Genomic DNA, 17,959 nt, shown 5'->3' with positions numbered 1-17,959 from the left:
CCCTCAGGGCGGCAGCGGCGAGATGTCGAACGCCAGTTCGATCTCGGAGCCGTGGTCGTTCCAGCGGATCTTGAACTTCCCGGGGCCGTTGCCGGCCGTGTCGGGATCGCTCGGTGCCTCGTTCAGGAACCACTTGACGTGTTTCTTGTTACCGAAATCGTCGTTCGAGGTCGGATCCTTCTCGTGGGGGACGGCGGTGACCTGGATGTAGGCTTTGCTCTGGTCGATCTCCTGAATGTCGTCGAAGACGAGGGTCTCGTCGACGGTGAGTTGCTTGCGCTGGTTCTCCTTGAGGTTGAGGTGGCTGGATTTGGAACGGTCCCAGACCTCGCCGTCGCTGGGGGCGCCCTTCGGTTCGATCCGTGCGTCCGTCCCGATCAGGACGCCGTCTTTCGGGACCGGCCACCCGACGACGTAGATGTCGCCGTAGAGTTCCTCCTCGTTGCCCGGGTCGCTCTCGGAGAGCACCTCCCACGAGAAGTTGTGGACCCGATATTTGTTCGTCGTCGGGCGACAGTTCCGGGACGTGTAGGACGTGGTCAGGTAGACGTTGGCGGTATCGAGGTTGCTGAGGTATTTCGAGTGATAGGAGATCGGGACGCCCGGGGAGGTCTTCGGGTCGTACGTGGCGCCTCGCTGAATCCAGTTCTTGATGGTCTCGAACGCGTCCTCCCCGGGTTTGCTGATCGTCTTGGCGCCGCTCTCGGCGCTCCCGCCCATCACTTGCACGTCGATCTTCGTGTCGCGCAGGACCTGCTCGTGTTCGACGTCGGTCGAGATCTTCCCCTCCTTCTTGCCGTAGTTGAGGGCGGCCTTCAGCGAGTTACTGACCTTCGTTCGCTGGTACTTCGACTCGGCCGAGAACAGCAGCAAGCGACCGTAGGACACGTTCTTGATGATCACGTCGTTCCGGTTCAGGTACGCGCCCTGATCGGTCACGAACCCGTTGGCGACGGGGTTGGGGACCGACACGTCGAGGGTGTAGTAGATCTGCCAGTACTTCGCGAGCAACTTGTTGGTCTCCGAATCGCTGGAGTAGTCGAACTCGTTGTCGATGTCGAGGTTGTTGCTGTCGTAGTGGACCCCGAGCGCGACTTTGAGTTGCTCCTCGGAGTGGACCTGGTGGATCCTGGCCTTCTGTTTCGCCGGCGTCGCCGTCCGGTTGAACCGACTGAGGAGTTCGCTCCGGGCGTTTCTGACGTTCCCCAGCGAGGGGTTCTGGACCGTTACACTGGTATCGCTGTTCTCGACGTTCATCAGCGAGAGCGATAGCTCGATCGGCTGTCGAATGTCGTCGACCGACGCGCCCGCTCGCCGCTGCTGGGAGAGGGCCGGTGAGAACTGTCCGTTGGCGATGCTGTTCGCCTCCAGTATCGCGCCGGGCCAGATGGTGCCGATCTGGGGGTCCATCAGGAAGTTCGCTGGCCCGCCGGCGGTCAGCCGGCGCTTCTGGGTCGTACAGACGACGTCGGACTTCGTTTCGGTCTGTTCGGCCCCTGCGCTCTCGTCGGACGGCTGTTTGCTGTCCGGCGTGACCTCGACCTCGACCGCGCCGGACCCGGTGACGGTGGTCGGATCCCGGAGCGAGCCGCTCGATCCGTCGTCTCCACCGCCGTCGGCGCCACCGAGGTCGATGTCCGTGGGCAGCGTGCCGACGTCGATCGGATCGACGGTCAGGTTGGGCTGGAACAGGTCCGGATCCGTCACGACGTCGTCGTCGGGCGTCACCACGCAGGACCCATCGGCGACGCAGGGTGCGAGCGTGAGGTTCGGCCCCGCATCGTCGTTGCCGGCGTCTCTGACGGTGGTGACCGGCGTCGGTGCACTCGTTGGTTGCTGGGTACTCGTCGACTGGGGTGCACTCGTCGGCGATGCCGTGGAATCCTCGTCTTCCTCGGAGAGACCGAGCAGGCCCAGACACCCGGCCGTCGCTGCGAGGCCGAGCGTGGCCGTGGATCCGAGGAGCGTTCGTCTGTCTACGTGCGTGTTCTCGTCGTCTCCTGTCATTTCGATCAGTTCCCGCCCCCTGATCCGTTCGACCGGTCCGACGTCCGTTCCGGACCCTGATCGGAGGCTAGTTTTTGCTATCGTACAGTATAATATTATATCTGTTGGATAGTAAATTAACCTGGGGCGAAACGTTTCCAGCCTGCGGGTCGCGCTCCTCGACCGCCGCAGCGACGAGTCTTCCGGATAGCGAGTCACTCGCTATCCCGGTGTTCGGCGAGCGCCTCCTCGATCGTCAACTCGCCGACGGCCACCCGGCGAGCCAGTGCGTCGTCGATAGCGCGGTTCGCGTCCGAGGCCTCCCGCGAGCGGTCCTTGATCCGCTGGATCTCGCCCGCCGTCGGTTCGATCTCGCGTGACTCGACCGCCTCGCCCTCGATCCGGGCGATGTTGACCGCCGCGAGCACGTCGCCCATCCCCCGCGCGCCGGTGCCGAGATAGGGCGTGGTGCCGGTCTCGTCGACGAGTTCGATCGGCACGTCGGGCAGGTCGTCGATGATGCGCGCGCCGACCAGTCGTGCGCCGTCGCCGATCCGGACCAGCGGGTCGGTGGCGTCTTCGAGTTCGTCGGCCACCACGTCGGCGGCCTGGGTCGCGGGGACGTGGAAGGCGGCGACCACGGTGTCCCCGATCATGACGGCGACGCCCGGGCGGTCGCCGGGGTCGATGCCGACGACGGTTCGGCCCGCGCCCCCGCGGAGGACGGCCAGCAACTCCTCGACAGCGTCGCGCGGGTCGGCGGGATCGGCGGTGACCACCGGAATCCCCGCGTCCAGGTCGGTCTCCGGGTCGGTGACGACGACGGAGGCTCGTTCGGGGAGGGCAGCGCCGGGTTCGACGGTGGTGAAGGTGACGCCGCGGTCCCGCAGCTCGTTGACCACGCCGTGGTACACCTCGAAGTCCCCCGTGGCGACGACGATCACATCGGCTCTTGGCGACCGGGCGACTTCAGTGGTACCGTCGACCGCAATCGCCTTGGGGGCGAGGTCCGCAGGTCCGGCCATGGACGTCGAGTTCGAGGCCGGGCCGCCCGCGGCCCTGCGGCGACGCCTGACGATCCTGACGGGGATCCCGGCCCTCCTCGCCACCCTGGTCGGGACGCTGGGACCCATCTTCCTGGAGGTCCCCCGGCTCACCGACCTCATCTTCGTCGGCGGCGTCTGGTTGCTTTTGAGCTGGACGCTCGGCCACCGCGACGGCTACCGGCTCTCCGCAGAGGGCATCCGGCGCTCCGGCCGGGTGTGGACCCGGACCTACGACTGGGCGGACTTCGATGAGTTCGAGGCGAGCGACGACGCGATGGTGCTCCACCGATCGGGCCCCTGGCCGGCGCTCCGCTTCTCGCTGTCCGACGTCGAGGAGCCCGATGCAGTCCGCGAGGCCGTCGCCGAGTATCTGCCCGAACGGTAGCGGACCGACGGCCTGGTCGTCCCCGAAAGAGATTTTGCCCGTGTCAGTGAAACGAACGGACATGGAAGAGGTCGTCCGGAGGCCAGCCCTCCAGTCGCCGGACCGACCGGACGCGGTCTTCGCCTTCGTCACAGGGCTCTACGCGTCCGCACTGCTCGCGCCGGCGTTGACCGGAGTGATCGCACTGACCGTCTCCAGCGACGCCGGCGTCCTCTACGGGAACTTCCTCGGGTTCGTGACGCTCGTCACTGCGGGCGTGGCCTGGGCCGTCACCCGATGGCGCGGCCTCCCCGAGCGCCTCGGCGCGACGCGGTGGGCCTGGCTGCTGGGTCTCGTTCCCCTAGTCGTCGCGGCGGGTTACTTCGCCAGTCTCCACGCCCTCCGCGGGGTGGCAATGGCGGGCTTTTTCCTCTCGGCCAGCGGGATCGTGGTCGGCCTGCTCCTCGTGGCGATGACCCGGACCCGGTACGCGAGGACCGTGGTCGACGACGAGGCGGTCCGGGCCGAGTGGAAGGCCGGGTGGCCACAGCCGCTCCGGACCCGGGTTCAGGTCGGGGCCGTAGTCCTCTACCTCGTCGGGACAGCCCTGACGTTCGGCGGGGAGTTCGTCGGCCTCGCGGAGTTCTGGTGGCTGGGCGCGCCCGCGTTCGTCGGCGGTGCGGCCCTCCTCGGCTTCGGCCAGCCCCGCACCTATCGGCTGGCCCCCGTCGGGATCGAGCGCAGCAACTACGTCCACCGCCGGCTCTACGAGTGGGACGCGTTCGAGTCGTTCGCGGTGACCGACGACGCGGTCGTCCTCCACCGGTCGGGATGGCGCCCGGCCATCCGCTGCTGGCGCGAGGAGATCGAGGACGAGGACGCACTGATCGACGCGCTCGCCGAGCACCTGCCCCGCGAGCGGTGATCGACCGAGGCGGGCAGAGAGCGGTCGCGCCGCCGAGTGGGAGCGTTTTTGAGCGGTGGCGCCCAAGCCCCGGTCGTGAGCGAGCCGATTCCGACGGGCTGTTCGGCGGTCGACGAGTTGCTCGGCGGCGGCCTAGAGCGCGGCGTCGTCACGCAACTGTACGGCCCGCCGGCCGCCGGCAAGACGAACCTCGCGCTCTCGGCCGCCGTCGAGACCGCGGCCCGGGGCGAGTCGGCCCTGATCATCGACACCGAGGGCATCTCGGTCGACCGGCTCGAGCAACTCGCCAGCGGCCGCTCGGCTGCGGTGGACGAGCTGGCGTCGCGGATCATCGTTTCTGACGTGCTCGACTTCGAGGAGCAGGGCGAGGCCGTGCGCGACGCCGCGGAGTTCGCCGACCAGGTGGAACTGATCGTCCTCGACTCGGCGACGGGCTTCTACCGGATCAGCCGCGCCGAGGACGAGGAGGCCGGCGACGCCCTCCGGACCGTGGCCCAGCAGGTGACCCACCTCCTCTCGCTGGCCCGCAAGCACGACCTGGCGGTGGTCATCACCAACCAGGTTTTCACCGACCCGGAGAGCGACCGGGCGCGCCCGCTGGGCGGGCACACCCTGACCCACTGGTCGGGCGTCGTGGTCAGGCTGGAGCGGTTCCGTGGCGGGAACCGACGGGCGACGCTGGAGAAACACCGGTCGAAACCCGCCGGCGAGACCGTCCAGTTCAAGATCACCGGCGAGGGCCTGACCAGCGTCGAGGACGTGCCCTAGCGGCCGCCATCGCACTCGGCAGACGGTAGTGTGCAGCCCCTCTGCTGGCGAAACGAAGGAAGCGTTTATAATAGTTCACTCTGTCTGACAGGTCGTGCACCGGAGGACTTCGCGACGGCGGTTCGTCGCCGGCGCCGGCGTGGTGCTCGCCGGCGGCCTGGCGGGCTGTAGCGGGGCGGAGGAGGGGATCGACGTCATCGTCTCCAACGGCCTCGATAGCGAACGGGACTATCGCCTCTCGGTCGCAGACTTCGAGGAGGAGGGATCCCTCGGCAGCGGCGAGTCGGACGCCTTCGAGGACGTCGTCGAACGACCGAGCGAACGGACGACGGTCCCCGTCGACGTCTCGTTCGGGATCAGCCTGGAGGGCGAGGAGAACGGGAGCGAGGCGAACGGGACGACGACGAACGATTCCGAGGGCGAGCGCGACTTCTTCGAGAGCAGCGGCGGGGAAGACGAGATCGAGGTGGTGAGCGAAACCCGGCGGATCACGGTGTCGCTGACCGAGATGGGGCTGTTCGTCGGGTCGACCACCGAGACGCCCACCGACTCCTGACCGCAGGGGTCAGTCGCGTCGCGGACGTGCCGTAGCGGGAGAGGTAAACGTCCGGCGCGCTTCGCGCGCCGGTTCACTCGGCGCGACCGAAGGGAGCGCCGAGCAGTTTTTCCCCAAGTTTTTGGAAGAGGGGGTGCGCCCCGCGCACCCCCTCTTGTAAAAAGTGGGAGCTAGTAAATGAGGGCGTCGTCGTTCTCGACCATGTAGAGCGTGCGGGCGGCGATGTTGACGGCGTGGTCGCCGACGCGTTCGAGGTCGCGGATGGTGAGCAGGAGTCTCGAGACCTCGTTCATGAAGGTCTCGACCTCGTCGTCGCTGAGGCCGTCGCGCTCGTCGAGTTCGGTCTCGATGAGGTCGCGGACGACGATCTCGGAGGCGGCCTCACAGCGAGCGTCGACGTCGTCGTCCCGGTCGGCGATGGCGAAGCAGGCCTCGGGATCCTGCTCGGCGTAGGCGTCCATCGCGTCCTCGACCATCTCGAGGATCTCGTCGCCGATCGACTGGACGTCGACGTCGGGGAAGACGTCGCGCTCGGCGTCCAGCGTGTACTCCCCGAGGTTGGTCGCGAGGTCACCGATCCGTTCGAGGTCGGTGATGATCTTGAAGGAGGCGGCGATGAAGCGCAGGTCGCCGGCGACCGGCTGCTGGAGCGCGAGCAGGTCGATGCAGTCCTGTTCGAGTTCGAGGTACAGTTCGTTGATCTCGTGGTCGCCCTCGATGACCTCCTGGGCCATCTCGTCGTCTTTGCGGTCGAGGGCGTCCATTCCCATCCGGAACCGTTCGAGGACGACCTCGCTCATGTAGAGCACGTCGTCCTCGAGGTCCGCGAGTTGCGCCTGATAGTCCTTGCGTGGCATGGTTGTGTTTTGCCGAGTGACGGTTTATGTGTTGGGCGAGCGTCAGACGTTATCCGAACTTCCCGGTGATGTAGTCCTCGACGCGCTGGTGTTCCGGGTTCTCGAAGATCTTGTTCGTGTCGTCGTACTCCACGAGTTCCCCGCCGGTGAGGAAGACGGCCGTCTTGTCCGAGATGCGGGCCGCTTGCTGCATGTTGTGGGTGACGATGACGACGGTGTAGTCCTCCGCGAGTTCCTCGATGAGGTCCTCTATCTTCGAGGTGGCGATGGGGTCGAGCGCGGAGGCCGGTTCGTCCATCAGGATGACGTCCGGGTCGACGGCGATGGCCCGGGCGATGCAGAGCCGCTGTTGCTGGCCGCCCGAGAGGTCCAGCGCAGACTTGTCTAGCTGGTCTTTGACCTCGTCCCAGAGGGCGGCCTTTCGGAGTGCCCGCTCGACGATCTCGTCGCTGACCTCCATGTTCTGGACGCGGAGCCCGTAGGCGACGTTGTCGTAGATGCTCTTCGGGAAGGGGTTGGGGTGCTGGAACACCATGCCGATGCGCCGCCGGAGCGAAACCGGGTCGACGTCGTCGTCGTAGACGTCCTTGCCCTCGAACAGCAGTTCGCCCTCGACGCGGGCAGCGTCGATGAGGTCGTTCATGCGGTTGATCGACCGGAGGAACGTCGACTTCCCACAGCCCGAGGGGCCGATCATCGCCGTGACCTGCCGGGCGGGAATCTCGAGAGAAATGTCGTTCAGCGCCTGCAGGTCGCCGTAATAGACGTCGAGGTTTCGCGCTTCGAGGACCGTCCGGGCGGCTCCCGAACCACGATCCGAGCCGCTCGCACCCTCGACGTCGATCGATTGATCTACGAGCGGTTCGCCCGACGGGTCCGGCGTCTCGGTCGCCGTATTCGCCGTCGGACTCTCGTTCGCGTCTGTCATGTTGTCCTGTGTCATAGCTTACGTCCTCCGTTGATACCTGTTGCGGATGATAATCGCCGTCCCGTTCATCACGAGCAGCACGACCAGCAGCACCACGACACCGGCCGGCAGCACGCCGTTGAGGAACTCCGACTGGAACTGCCGGGACCAGGTGAAGATCTGCCGGGGCATCGCACCCGACTTCGAGAAGAAGCCGTTCGGCGGCAGCCTGACGGACGCCGCCATCCCGATCATCAGCAGCGGTGCCGTCTCGCCGATCGCACGTCCAAAGGCCAGGATCGTCCCGGTCAGGATTCCGGGCAGCGCCTCGGGCAGCACCACGTTCCTGACCGTCTGCCAGCGCGTCGCCCCCATTCCGTAGGAGGCCTCCCGCATCGAGTCGGGGACCGAACGGATCGCCTCCTGGGCGGAGATGATGACGATGGGCAGGATCAACAGTCCGACCGCGAGTCCGCCGACGATCACCGACCCGGTCGGCATCTGGAAGATCCGGATGAAAAGTGCGAGCCCGAGCAGCCCGTAGACGATGGAGGGGACCCCTGCGAGGTTCCCGATGTTGATCTCGATCAACGTCACCAGCCGACCGAGCCAGCCCGACTGGGGCGCGTACTCCTCCAGGTAGATCGCTGCACCGACGCCGACCGGGAACGTCGAGACGATGATGACGATCAACAGCATGATCGAGCCGACCATCGCCGGGTAGATCCCGGCCTGTTCGGGCCGCGTCGAGGTCGCACTGGTGAGGAAACTCCAGTCGAGCCACGTCTCGGGACCGGCGAACCCGAGCTGCTGGGTGATCACGGCACCGAGTACGACGCCGACGGCGATCACGAGCGGGAAGGAGAGCCCGATCACGCCACGCCGACGGCGAACGACGCTCTCGGCGTACAGGCCCACCGGGACGGCCGTCGCGGTGAACAGGATCATCCAGCCGTCGGCACCGAGTCCGACGAGCGGTCCGAGGCCGATGCCGAGCAGCGATCCCGCGACGATGGCACCGGCAGCGACGGCCCCGTCACGATCGCTCTCGCGCCGTCGGCGGACGTACAGGCCGACGACGGCTGCAACGGGGACGACCAGCGACGGGACGAGCATGATCCAGTCGAGCGGCAGGACCGGCGACGACGCGATCAGGCCCCGGAGGCTCGGGATCTTGAAGGGGAGCCCGAGCACTGCTGCACCGGGCGGGACGCCGAGCGTCGTCACCAGCAGGGCCGCGAGGGTGACGGCGTTCCGTTCGCCCTTCGCGGGCGACCGATAGCGACGGTGTGCGAGGGCGGCCGCGGCGGTCAGTGCCAATCCGACGACGAGGGCGAACCACTCGCCGACCGGGAGGATTTCGACGAAGAGGATGAACAGGCCGCCGGCGAGGAAGAGGCCGACGAGGACCACCCCGAGCGACGTGTACGCCACGCGACCGGCCGCCCCTTCGCGACGGGACAGCCAGAGCCCGAACCCCGTCGTCGGGACGACGAGCGTCAGGAGGTACACCAGATGCCAGCCCGGATCGGCCGAGAGCGGTCGAACGGCGTCGTTGGTCACGTACAACAGGAGCACGCCGACGGCCAGCAGCGCGATCGACGTCGCCGAGAAACAGACGGCCTCGAATATCAGGCCGCGCGCGCGGCTTACCTGCTCGTCGATGGACTGCGTCGAGTCCACGTCCGTCGCCATCAGTAGGTCACCTCCGGCTGGTCGGGTTCGATCATTCGTACTCCTCCTTGTACCGTGCCGCGATCCGGTCGCTGATGAGGTTCATGAGGAAGGTGATCGCAAAGAGCGTGATGCCGATCGCGAAGAGGCTCTTGTACCCCGGGCCGCTCCCGGCGAGCTCGGAGCCCACGACCTGGACCATCTTCGAGGTCATCGTCTGTCCGTTGCCGAGGACGTTCCCGAGCGGATCGCTCGGATCGAACATCTGCGGGGACAGCCCCATCGCGACGGCGACGATCATCGTCTCGCCGATGGCCCGGGAGAGGGCGAGGATGAACGAGGAGATGATCCCCGAGAGTGCGGCCGGGATGACGACCCGAATCGTCACGTCGAACTTCGTCGCGCCGAGGCCGTAGCCGGCCTGCCGGAGGGAGTCGGGCACGGCGCTCATCGCGTCCTCGCTGAGGCTCGACACCATCGGGATGATCATGATGCCGACCATCAGCGACGCGGCCAGGACGTTGAACGTGGCGACCGGAATCCCGACCACTCTGAGGAACGGCGTCACGTACACGAGCGCGAAAAAGCCGTAGACGACGGTCGGAATCCCGGCGAGGATCTCCAGCCCCGGCTTGAGGATAGATCGCATCCGGTCGCTGGCGTACTCGCTGAGGTAGACGGCGGCCGCGACGCCGATCGGGATCGCGATCAGCGCCGAGATTACGGTCACGAGCACCGTGCCCGAGACCAGTGGTAACACGCCGAACTGCCCCTTCGAGGCGACGAACTCCGTCCCGAGGAAGAATTCGGCCGGCGAGACGACACTGAAAAAGCCGATCGCGTCGCGGGCCAGCAGGAAGATGATGCTGACCGTGACCACTACCGAGAGAAACGCACAGAGGAAAAACACCGCGTGATAGAGCCGCTCTCTGGCGGCGCGACCGGTCGGCCGCGACGTGATGTCCGGTTGTGTATCGGTGCTCATTATCGGATTGCTGGTGGGTCGGGTACGTAAATAGGACGGTTCGAGACGCGCGGTTACCCCTCGTAGTTCTCTTCGAGTTTACTGAGGTTCTGGTCCCGGAGGTCCTGGCTGGAGGGCACGTACCCGATATCCTCGACCACGTCGGTCTCGGCGTTCTCGAGATAGAAGCTGAGGAACTCGTGGACTTCCTCGCGCTGGATCGACTCCCGGTTCGCGTAGATAAAGAGCGGTCGCGCCATCGGGTAGGACCCGTCCTTGGCGTTCGGCAGGCTGGGTTCGGTACAGCCGTCGCCCTCGGACGCCTCGATTTCGAGGGCCTTCACGCGGTCGCTGTTCTCGTTGTAGTACGCGTAGCCGAAGTATCCGATCGCCCACTTGTTGTCCTCGATCCCCTGAACGATCGTGTTGTCGTCCTCGGTCGCCTGGTGGTCTGCCGTGTGATCGTAGCTCTCACCGACGACGTTCTCGTTGAACCAGTCGTACGTTCCGGACGTGTTGGCCGGACCGAACAGCTTGATGTCCTCGTCCGGCAGGTCGTCGCGGACGTCCGACCACTGAGTCACGCGATCCTCCCGCCAGATCTGGGACAGCTCGTCGAAGGTCATGCAGTCGACCGGGTGGTCGTTGTTGACGGCCACCGTGAGCGCGTCGCTCGCGACCTGGAACTCGATCGGCTCGACGCCGTTGTCGCTGCAGTTGCTCACCTCGCTGTCCTTGATCGGTCGGGACGCACCGTTGATGTCGGCGTTCCCGGGACAGAAGTGGTTCTCGAACCCGCCGCCGCTACCCGTCGAATCCGTGGTGACGTTCACGTTCTCGTGCTCCGCCATGAAGTCCTCGGCCATCCGATTGGAGACGGGGAACACCGTGCTGCTCCCCGTGATGACGACTTCACCCGACAGGCCACCGCTGCCTCCCGTGTCCTGACAGCCAGCCAGCGCGAGTGCACCTGCCGCCCCGACACCTGCCACGAACTTCCGACGCGACACCGATCTTGACTCGTGTGTCATCATCTGAAACGGGCAGTCAGTTGAATAAATACCCTGCTATTACGTTTATCTATATATCTGTATTCTATATAGACGTATGGATTGCTACGTCTCACACGGTCCCGGGTCGACGGAGCAGGTGGTGCCGTACGTCGGTTCCGTTCACTTACCGGAAGCGAACGGGCGGTACGCGTCTCCGGATCTCCCTCGGTTTCGACCGCTCGCACGCCCAGATCTCGTGACGCCCAGCAGACAGAGTAGTTATTTCGTTTACACCGTTACCTGACGCGAGAGTATATAGACATGGATTGATTTATTGGGTAGAAGTCGGAAGGAGGGATATGGAGACGCGCAAGGTCCAGGTGACGGGCGGGTCGACGTTCACCGTGTCGCTGCCGAAGGAGTGGGCGACGACGAACGACGTGAGCGCGGGCAGCGTCGTCGAATTCCACGCCGAGGGCGACTCCCTGTTGCTCTCGCCCAAGCAGGGCGAGGAGCGGACGGAGGGGACGCTCGACGTGAGCGGCCTGGAGGGCGACCAGCTCGTGCGCGCCGTGATGACGATGTACGTCAGCGGGTTCGACATCATCACCCTCGAGACGCCGCGGGTCAGCGCCCAGCAGCGCCGGCGAATTCGCCAGGCGACGCAGGGACTCGTCGGCCTGGAGGTCATCGAGGAGACCAGCGAGCGGGTCGTGTTGCAGGACCTGCTCGACTCCTCGGAGCTGTCGGTCCACAACGCCATCACGCGCATGCGCCTGGTCGCGCTGACGATGCTCTCCGACGCCGTGGACGCGCTCGTCGAGAACGACGACGACCTGGCCGACGACGTGATGGAGCGCGACGACGACGTCGACCGCCTCTGGTACATGATCTCCCGGGTGTTCCGCTCGGTGCTCCGGGACCCGACGGCGGCCTCGGAGATCGGGCTGCCACGGGAGACCTGTTTCGACTACCAGTCCAGCGCCCGGCAACTCGAACGGATCGCGGACCACGCGACCAAGATCGCCCGGCTCGCCCTGGAGATCGACGAGATCCCCGCGGAGATCTGCGACGGCCTCTACCAGCTCCGCGAGGAGGCGCTCGCGGTCCCCGAAGCCGCGATGGACGCCCTCCTCGAGGACGACCCCGAGGAGGCGACCCGGCTGGCTACCGAGGCCCGCTCGCGCATCAGGCCGATCGACGACAGCGCGCGGGAGATCGACGACCGCATTCACCAGCTCGACTCCCAGACGGCGCAGGTGCTGGGGCTCGTTGTCGACTCGCTGTCCCGAACCGCCGACTACGGGGGCAACATCGCCGAAAGCGCGCTGCAGAAGGCCGCACCGCGACCCTGATCAGGCTGTCGTCGTCTCCTCGTCCTCGTACCGAACCTGGACCCCGTCGGCGACCGGTTTGAGCTGATATCGACCCGTCCGGCCCTGCTTGATGGGCGTGAAGTCCGCGACGAACGTCGTGGTCTCGTCCGCGCGGATGTCGAATTCCGCGTTGAACTTCAGCGGCGCGTTCCCGGGCGTCGTCACCTCGGCCGACTCGCCGTCGGTCAGCGTCGCCTCGACGACCTCGTCGACGACCAGTTTGAGGTAGGCGTAGGTACCCGTCTCGAGTTCGGTCTCGCCCAGCAGGTCCGTCTCCCCGTCGACGAGCTCTCTGAGGTCGAACTCCACGGGTTCGTCCAGTTCGTGGGTCGTCTCGCCCCCGTCGTCGTCCGCTTCCGCAGCCTCGGTCGCCGACCCCGCGTCGGCGGTCGCGGTCTCCGCTTCGCCGTCGTCGGTCGCCTCGGCGCCCGCGCGGACCGTCCGGAGGGCCGAGACGCGCAGGACCAGCGTCTCGAAGTCGGTGATGTCGCCCGGCTGGTCGGTGACCAGCGTCGCGAGCGTCCCCGTCCCGGCGTCGTTCCCGCCGGAGCCGCCGGAGCAACCCGCCAGGGAGATGCCGACCGCCGTGATACCTGTCGCTTCGAGGAACCGTCGTCTGTCCATACAAGGGAGTGGGGTCGGGAGGGGACGTATCTTGTGGCCGACACTGGATCGGAACCCCGGTGCTCACCAGTCGGTCGAACGCGAGAAATCGAGAGCGCCGAAGCGGCCTACTCCTCGACGAGGACGCCGTTGACCTGGCCGTCCTGGCCGGGGCGGGACGTGACGCGGACGCGGCCCTCGCTGGTCTCGAGGATGGCGCCCTTCGTGACGATGTTCCGGCGGGCGTAGTTGGGGTTCGCGCCGTTCTCGGCGACGTTCTCGATCTCGGCGGCGATCGTCCCGTCGTCGGTGGCGACGCTCGCGGTGTCGACCTCGATGGCGCGGACCTTGTCGGTGTTACCGCGCGTGTCGACGAACTTCAGCTTCGCGTCGCCGACCTGCGTCTCGGTCGGCTCGCCGCCGAGTTCGTGCTTTCGCTTCTTGTGGTTCGGTCGCAGCCGACCGCCGGTGCGCTTGCGCGGGGAACGTCCCTGTCCTTTCATACCCGGAAATTCGCAGGCGTCCACTTGAACCTCTCGACTCGAATCCCTGGGTCCATCCGATGGGTTTAGGACGGTCCCGGTCGCCGGGGGAGACGATGAGTCTCCGGACGGCCGTCGCCGCCCCCTTCCGCCAGCAGGGCCGGACCGCGATGGGGGAGAGCGAGTTCGTCGTCGCCCTCTCGCTGGATCGGGACTGGTTCACCCCCGACCAGGCGAAGCGCCTGCTCGACGTCGCCGCGGGCGAGGGGTTGATCAGTCGCACCGACGGCGACGTGACCGCCGAGTTCGACCCGGACGCCGTCGACGTGCCCGAGGGGTTCGTCCCCGAGGAGTCGATCCTCCAGCAGCGGTCGACGTTCGAGCGCATCCTGGATCTGCTGGTCGAGGCCGGCATCGAGAAACAGGCGGCCGTCGCGGAGATCAACTCGCTGCAGGCGGACCTGGGCGTGACCGTCGAGGCCGCCGCGGTCGTCTACGCGAAACGCGAAGGCCTGGACGTGACCGACGCAGCCGAGCGCGCGCTGGGTGATCTCTGATGGTCGAGGACCGCGTCACCGACGGCCGCCGCATCGCGCAACTGCTCGCCTCCGAGGTGACGGGCCGCGAGACCGGCCCGCTGGCGGCGATGGCAGTCGTCGACGCCGACCCGGACGTGGAACCGACCGCCGACGGCGCGTTCGCCTACGGCATCGACCGCGACGGCGACCGAGTGGCCGACGTGGCCGTCCAGCCAGACCGGGCCTATCTGGAGCTGCGAGCCGGCGTCGCGGCCGGCACGGACGCGGCCGAGGCCGCCGAGAGAAGCGACCTGCGCGTGCGGCCGAAAGCCGTCGACCCGCCGCGGGCGCTCCTCTTCGTCGAGTCCGGCGCGGCGGTGAAGGCGGCCGTCGACGTGCTGGTGGCGGCCGCGAGCGACGACAGCGACGACGCGGCGTGACTACAGCGCCGCGAGAATGTCGGGTAGCGTTTCGACCAGTTCGTCCCGGGCGACCGTCGCGTCGGCCGCCGGATGGGGGTCGGGGCCGCCGGGATAGCACACCTGCACAGTGGCGAGGCCGGCCGCGGCCGCGCCCGCGACGTCTACCTCGGGACGGTCGCCGACGTACGCCGTCTCGACCGGCTCGACCCCCAGTTCCGAACAGATCGCCGCGAAGGCACGCTCGTCCGGCTTCCCGGCGGGCAACGTGCCGGTGATGACGACGGCGTCGAACAGCCCCGCCCACTCCAGCTCGTCGAGTTTGCCGCGCTGGGCGGTCTGGGGCCCGTCGGTCAGCAGGCCGACCCGGTAGTCCTCCCGGAGTGCTTCCAGGAGGTCCGCGACCCCCGCGACCGGTTCGAGCGCGTCCTCGATCGCCCGCCGGTAGGCGGTCGCGACGGTCTCGGGATCGGTGCCGTCGGTCAGGAGGCGATCGAAGATGGGCGCCCGCGTCTCGGTGGCCGCCACGGTCCCGTGGGCGTCGAGGTAGTCCCCGCGGGCGAGGGGCGGCGCACCGGCCCGCTCGGTCGCGTCGTCGAGCAGCGCCTGGCGGTCCCTGTCGGTGACGGCGAGCGTGTAGTCCAGGTCGAACGCGACCGCGAGGGGCGGCGACATCGCCCGTCCGTTACCGGCGACGGGGTTTGAGTGTTCGCGTCGGCTCCCGAGACTCAAACCCGCGTTTGACTCTCCGGCGAGTATTCAACGGTCGCCGGAGAAGTCACCCCTGCATGCGAAAGACAGCACTCCTGGCGGCCCTGGCCGCCGTCGTCCTCACTGTCGGCGCGGCGGGGACCGTCCTGGCGCTCGACGGGGGCGGCGCGGAACCGGCCCAGACAGACGGCGGAACGGACAACCAGACGATCACCGTCTCGGGTGAGGGCGAAGCGAGCGCCCAGCCCGACGAGGCGGTGCTCAGACTCGCGGTCACCGCAGAGGGAGGGGAGCCGAGCGCTATCCGCTCGGAGCTCTCCAGTGGCGCGAGTGACCTCCGGAGCGCCCTCTCCGAGGCTGGCGTCGACGACGACAGCGTCGAGACGGTCGACTACCGGATCGAGGAACCGCCCCGGCGCGGACCGCCGCGTGAGGGCGGCGATTCCGGCCCCGAACTGCGCGGCATCCACGCCTTCGAGGTGACCCTCTCGAACACCGACCGCGCCGGCGCGGTCGTCGACGCCGCCGCGGACGCTGGCGCGGAAGTCCAGTCGGTCCGGTTCACGCTGGCCGACGACACCCGCGCGGACCTCCGCGACCAGGCGCTCGAGGACGCCATGAACGACGCGGACCGACAGGCCGACACGCTCGCGAACGCGGGCGACCTCTCGGTCACCGGCGTCCAGCGCGTCGACGCGACCGGCGGGAACTTCCGGCCGGTCAGGTACGACGCCGCGATGGCCGAATCGGGCGACGGTGACACGAGCATCGAGACCGGCGACGTCTCCGTCACGACGAGCGTCCGGGTCGTGTACGGGGCGAGCGGGTAATGGGAACCTTGTAGTGCGTACCGGGCCAGCCCCCGGTATGACCTTCTTCGATCGGCTGGCCGACCGCATCGACGCGGTCGACAGCGTCGTGAGCGTCGGGCTCGACCCCGACCCCGACCGCCTGCCCGAGCACCTGCTGGACCGGGACCTCCCGCGGTGGGCGTTCAACCGTCGGATCATCGACGCCACGCACGAACACGCCGCCTGCTACAAGCCTAACGCGGCCTTCTACGAGGACCCCGACGGCTGGCGGGCACTGGAGGAGACCATCGCCTACGCCCACGGGAAGGACGTGCCCGTCCTGCTCGACGCCAAACGGGGCGACATCGGCAATACCGCCCGCCAGTACGCCGACCTGCTCGATACGGCCGACGCGATCACCGCCAACCCCTACATGGGCCGGGACTCGCTGGAGCCGTTTCTCGAACGAGCGGACTCGGGCGTCTTCCTCCTCTGCCGGACCTCCAATCCGGGCGGCGCGGACCTCCAGAACCTCGAACTCGACTCGGGCGAGCCGCTGTACGAGCGGGTCGCCGCACTGGCCGACACCTGGAACCGCAACGGCAACGTCGGCCTCGTGGTCGGCGCGACACAGCCCGAAGAGCTAGAAGAGATCCGCGAGATCGTCCCCGAGATCCCGTTCCTCGTCCCCGGCGTGGGCGCGCAGGGGGGCGACGCCGAGGCCGCCGTCGAGCACGGCCTGGCCGATGGCGTCGGACTCGTCAACTCCTCGCGCGGCATTATCTTCGCTGGTGAGGACCAGGGCGAGCAGTTCCACAAGGCCAGCGGCCAGGCTGCGAAACGGCTGAAACAGCGGCTCAATCAGTTCCGCTGACGGTGGAACCGTCGGGGTCCCGATCCGCCGGTTCGTCCGCAGATGCGAAGGCCCGATCCAGCGCGGCGGTGACCGCATCGAGATCCGCCAGGTCCCCCAGTTTCGAGTGGAACGCCAGCAGCGGGATCCAGCGCTCGACGACGAGGGCGTCGTCGGTCACCCGGTAGCCGGTGAGGCGCGACCAGGGAAGGAACTCGCCGGCGTACGAGCCACGCTGGCGGACGTAGAGCCCGTCGGGGAGCACGGCGTACTCGCGCGAGCGGCCGACGAAGAGCGGCCAGATCAGGAGGAACCCACCGACGGCGGCCAGCGACTCGGCGCCCGGGACGTGGAGGACCAGTCCGCCCACTATGACCGCGACGCCGGCCACCAGGAAGACGGCGCGAACGACCCAGGTCCGGCGGCGCGGGGCGCTCGCGGTCCATCGAGCGCGAACCTCGCCGGCCGCTTCGGCCCGGTCGATCACGCGTCGGTTGCCGACCACGTAGACGGCCAGGCCAACCACGAGCGCTGCCATGAGCGTCCAGACCGACGGCGAGAGCGCGGGGTCGCCCGGCTGCGTGGAGAGCCAGACGACCGCGCCGAACAGCACCAGCGACTGGACAGCGAGGGATGCGACGTGCCAGCCGCGTCGAGCCAGCACGACGTCGGGGTCCTCGCGAGTGGTCGCGAACCCCGCCACCGCACCGAAGGCGAGTATTCCGGCCGCGAGGGCCGGTGGTTCGAAGATCCCGACTCCCGGAAGACTTCCCGCGGCGGCGACCGCGACCAGGGCGAGGTTACCGGCGAGGAGGACGTCGAAGACGTCCGGCAGGCGACGGACCATGGTTGCAGTTCCGGCAGCTCGGAACAAAGTTCCTGCGACCGGCCTCGTACCGTCGGCTCCGGGGAGCTGTCGCCCAAACGGCGGCTCAGAACCGGTAGGTGTCGACGCCGTCGGGCATGTTCTGCGGCTGGCGACCCTGCCCGCGGCCCTCGCCGACCTCCGCGAGACACTCGACGCAGAGGCCGGTCTCCTCGTCGAAGTGCTTCTCGCAGACCAGTTGCGCACAGCGGGTGCAGGTGTGGCTGACGCCGCCGGTCGCGCAGATCTCGCAGTTCCCGGCTACGCTCATGCCAACTACTACCACGGCCAGCCATTTGAAC

21 protein-coding genes are annotated in these 17,959 nt (G+C 67.6%); 9 read left to right on the top strand and 12 right to left on the bottom strand.

Annotated elements, in window-relative coordinates:
• Positions 1-3: 3 nt before the first annotated feature.
• A complete protein-coding gene (locus U5918_RS14995; protein ID WP_336002322.1) occupies positions 4-2,007 on the bottom strand; it encodes a thiol-activated cytolysin family protein in 2,004 nt (667 codons plus the stop codon).
• Between the two features lie 194 nt (positions 2,008-2,201).
• Entirely contained in the window at positions 2,202-2,930 is a 729-nt protein-coding gene (locus tag U5918_RS14990; RefSeq protein WP_336002320.1) for a RuvC family protein, read from the bottom strand.
• Positions 2,931-3,009: 79 nt separating this feature from the next.
• Here U5918_RS14990 and U5918_RS14985 point away from each other — a divergent pair, with 79 nt between their 5' ends.
• From U5918_RS14985 to U5918_RS14970, 4 genes are all read left to right on the top strand, one after another.
• A complete protein-coding gene (locus tag U5918_RS14985; protein WP_336002319.1) occupies positions 3,010-3,417 on the top strand; it encodes a hypothetical protein in 408 nt (135 codons plus the stop codon).
• A gap of 61 nt (positions 3,418-3,478) precedes the next feature.
• Positions 3,479-4,321, top strand: coding sequence for a hypothetical protein (locus U5918_RS14980; RefSeq protein ID WP_336002318.1), 843 nt, complete (start codon positions 3,479-3,481; stop codon positions 4,319-4,321).
• 48 nt (positions 4,322-4,369) lie between these two features.
• Positions 4,370-5,089 carry a DNA repair and recombination protein RadB gene (gene radB, locus U5918_RS14975; RefSeq protein WP_336003341.1) on the top strand — a complete coding sequence of 240 codons (720 nt, stop codon included), beginning with the start codon at positions 4,370-4,372 and terminating at the stop codon, positions 5,087-5,089.
• A gap of 94 nt (positions 5,090-5,183) precedes the next feature.
• Positions 5,184-5,645, top strand: a complete 462-nt coding sequence (locus U5918_RS14970; RefSeq protein WP_336002317.1) for a hypothetical protein — start codon at positions 5,184-5,186, stop codon at positions 5,643-5,645.
• Positions 5,646-5,815: 170 nt separating this feature from the next.
• Here U5918_RS14970 and phoU read toward each other — a convergent pair whose 3' ends face one another.
• Genes phoU through U5918_RS14945 form a run of 5 tightly spaced genes read right to left on the bottom strand, consistent with a single transcriptional unit; the run spans position 5,816 to position 11,081 of the window.
• Positions 5,816-6,502: a phosphate signaling complex protein PhoU gene (gene phoU / locus U5918_RS14965; RefSeq protein ID WP_336002316.1), complete on the bottom strand. Its 687-nt coding sequence runs from the start codon at positions 6,500-6,502 to the stop codon at positions 5,816-5,818.
• Between the two features lie 49 nt (positions 6,503-6,551).
• Positions 6,552-7,445 carry a phosphate ABC transporter ATP-binding protein PstB gene (gene pstB / locus U5918_RS14960; protein WP_336002315.1) on the bottom strand — a complete coding sequence of 298 codons (894 nt, stop codon included), beginning with the start codon at positions 7,443-7,445 and terminating at the stop codon, positions 6,552-6,554.
• 3 nt (positions 7,446-7,448) lie between these two features.
• On the bottom strand, positions 7,449-9,104 hold the full coding sequence (pstA, locus tag U5918_RS14955) for a phosphate ABC transporter permease PstA (RefSeq protein ID WP_336002313.1): 1,656 nt from the start codon (positions 9,102-9,104) through the stop codon (positions 7,449-7,451).
• A gap of 31 nt (positions 9,105-9,135) precedes the next feature.
• Entirely contained in the window at positions 9,136-10,068 is a 933-nt protein-coding gene (gene pstC, locus U5918_RS14950; RefSeq protein WP_336002312.1) for a phosphate ABC transporter permease subunit PstC, read from the bottom strand.
• A 53-nt stretch (positions 10,069-10,121) separates the two neighbouring features.
• Complete coding sequence (locus U5918_RS14945) at positions 10,122-11,081, bottom strand: PstS family phosphate ABC transporter substrate-binding protein (protein WP_336002310.1); 960 nt, start codon at positions 11,079-11,081, stop codon at positions 10,122-10,124.
• Positions 11,082-11,398: 317 nt separating this feature from the next.
• On the opposite strand from U5918_RS14945, the gene U5918_RS14940 reads away from it, so the two are divergent.
• Positions 11,399-12,394: a PhoU domain-containing protein gene (locus U5918_RS14940; protein ID WP_336002308.1), complete on the top strand. Its 996-nt coding sequence runs from the start codon at positions 11,399-11,401 to the stop codon at positions 12,392-12,394.
• Here the strand turns inward: U5918_RS14940 and U5918_RS14935 are convergent, their stop codons facing one another.
• Both U5918_RS14935 and U5918_RS14930 read right to left on the bottom strand, forming a co-directional pair.
• Positions 12,395-13,039 (bottom strand): DUF4382 domain-containing protein, encoded by a 645-nt coding sequence (locus U5918_RS14935; protein ID WP_336002307.1) that lies wholly within the window; start codon positions 13,037-13,039, stop codon positions 12,395-12,397. It lies immediately after the preceding gene.
• Positions 13,040-13,146: 107 nt separating this feature from the next.
• Positions 13,147-13,521: a 30S ribosomal protein S8e gene (locus U5918_RS14930; RefSeq protein ID WP_336002305.1), complete on the bottom strand. Its 375-nt coding sequence runs from the start codon at positions 13,519-13,521 to the stop codon at positions 13,147-13,149.
• Between the two features lie 95 nt (positions 13,522-13,616).
• Between U5918_RS14930 and U5918_RS14925 the strand changes: the two genes are divergently transcribed.
• Both U5918_RS14925 and U5918_RS14920 read left to right on the top strand, forming a co-directional pair.
• Positions 13,617-14,057 carry a DUF2240 family protein gene (locus U5918_RS14925; RefSeq protein ID WP_336002303.1) on the top strand — a complete coding sequence of 147 codons (441 nt, stop codon included), beginning with the start codon at positions 13,617-13,619 and terminating at the stop codon, positions 14,055-14,057.
• Positions 14,057-14,458 carry a DUF7993 family protein gene (locus tag U5918_RS14920; RefSeq protein WP_336002301.1) on the top strand — a complete coding sequence of 134 codons (402 nt, stop codon included), beginning with the start codon at positions 14,057-14,059 and terminating at the stop codon, positions 14,456-14,458. The genes U5918_RS14925 and U5918_RS14920 overlap by 1 nt, the downstream gene beginning before the upstream one ends.
• Here U5918_RS14920 and U5918_RS14915 read toward each other — a convergent pair whose 3' ends face one another.
• Positions 14,459-15,112: an HAD family hydrolase gene (locus U5918_RS14915; protein ID WP_336002299.1), complete on the bottom strand. Its 654-nt coding sequence runs from the start codon at positions 15,110-15,112 to the stop codon at positions 14,459-14,461.
• Between the two features lie 113 nt (positions 15,113-15,225).
• Between U5918_RS14915 and U5918_RS14910 the strand changes: the two genes are divergently transcribed.
• Both U5918_RS14910 and pyrF read left to right on the top strand, forming a co-directional pair.
• Positions 15,226-15,978 (top strand): SIMPL domain-containing protein, encoded by a 753-nt coding sequence (locus U5918_RS14910; protein ID WP_336002298.1) that lies wholly within the window; start codon positions 15,226-15,228, stop codon positions 15,976-15,978.
• A 37-nt stretch (positions 15,979-16,015) separates the two neighbouring features.
• Positions 16,016-16,813, top strand: a complete 798-nt coding sequence (pyrF, locus tag U5918_RS14905) for an orotidine-5'-phosphate decarboxylase (protein WP_336002297.1) — start codon at positions 16,016-16,018, stop codon at positions 16,811-16,813.
• On the opposite strand, the gene U5918_RS14900 is transcribed toward pyrF, so the two are convergent.
• Positions 16,797-17,639, bottom strand: a complete 843-nt coding sequence (locus U5918_RS14900; protein WP_336002295.1) for a hypothetical protein — start codon at positions 17,637-17,639, stop codon at positions 16,797-16,799. The genes pyrF and U5918_RS14900 overlap by 17 nt on opposite strands.
• Before the next feature lie 85 nt (positions 17,640-17,724).
• A complete protein-coding gene (locus U5918_RS14895) occupies positions 17,725-17,928 on the bottom strand; it encodes a hypothetical protein (RefSeq protein ID WP_336002294.1) in 204 nt (67 codons plus the stop codon).
• Between the last annotated feature and the right edge of the window lie 31 nt (positions 17,929-17,959).

Origin of the sequence: Halorientalis sp. LT38 (assembly GCF_037031225.1) — an archaeon.
GTDB classification, from domain to species: Archaea; Halobacteriota; Halobacteria; order Halobacteriales; family Haloarculaceae; genus Halorientalis; species Halorientalis halophila.
Note: the sequence above shows the minus strand (reverse complement) of the source record. Positions and strands in the feature narration are given on the sequence as shown.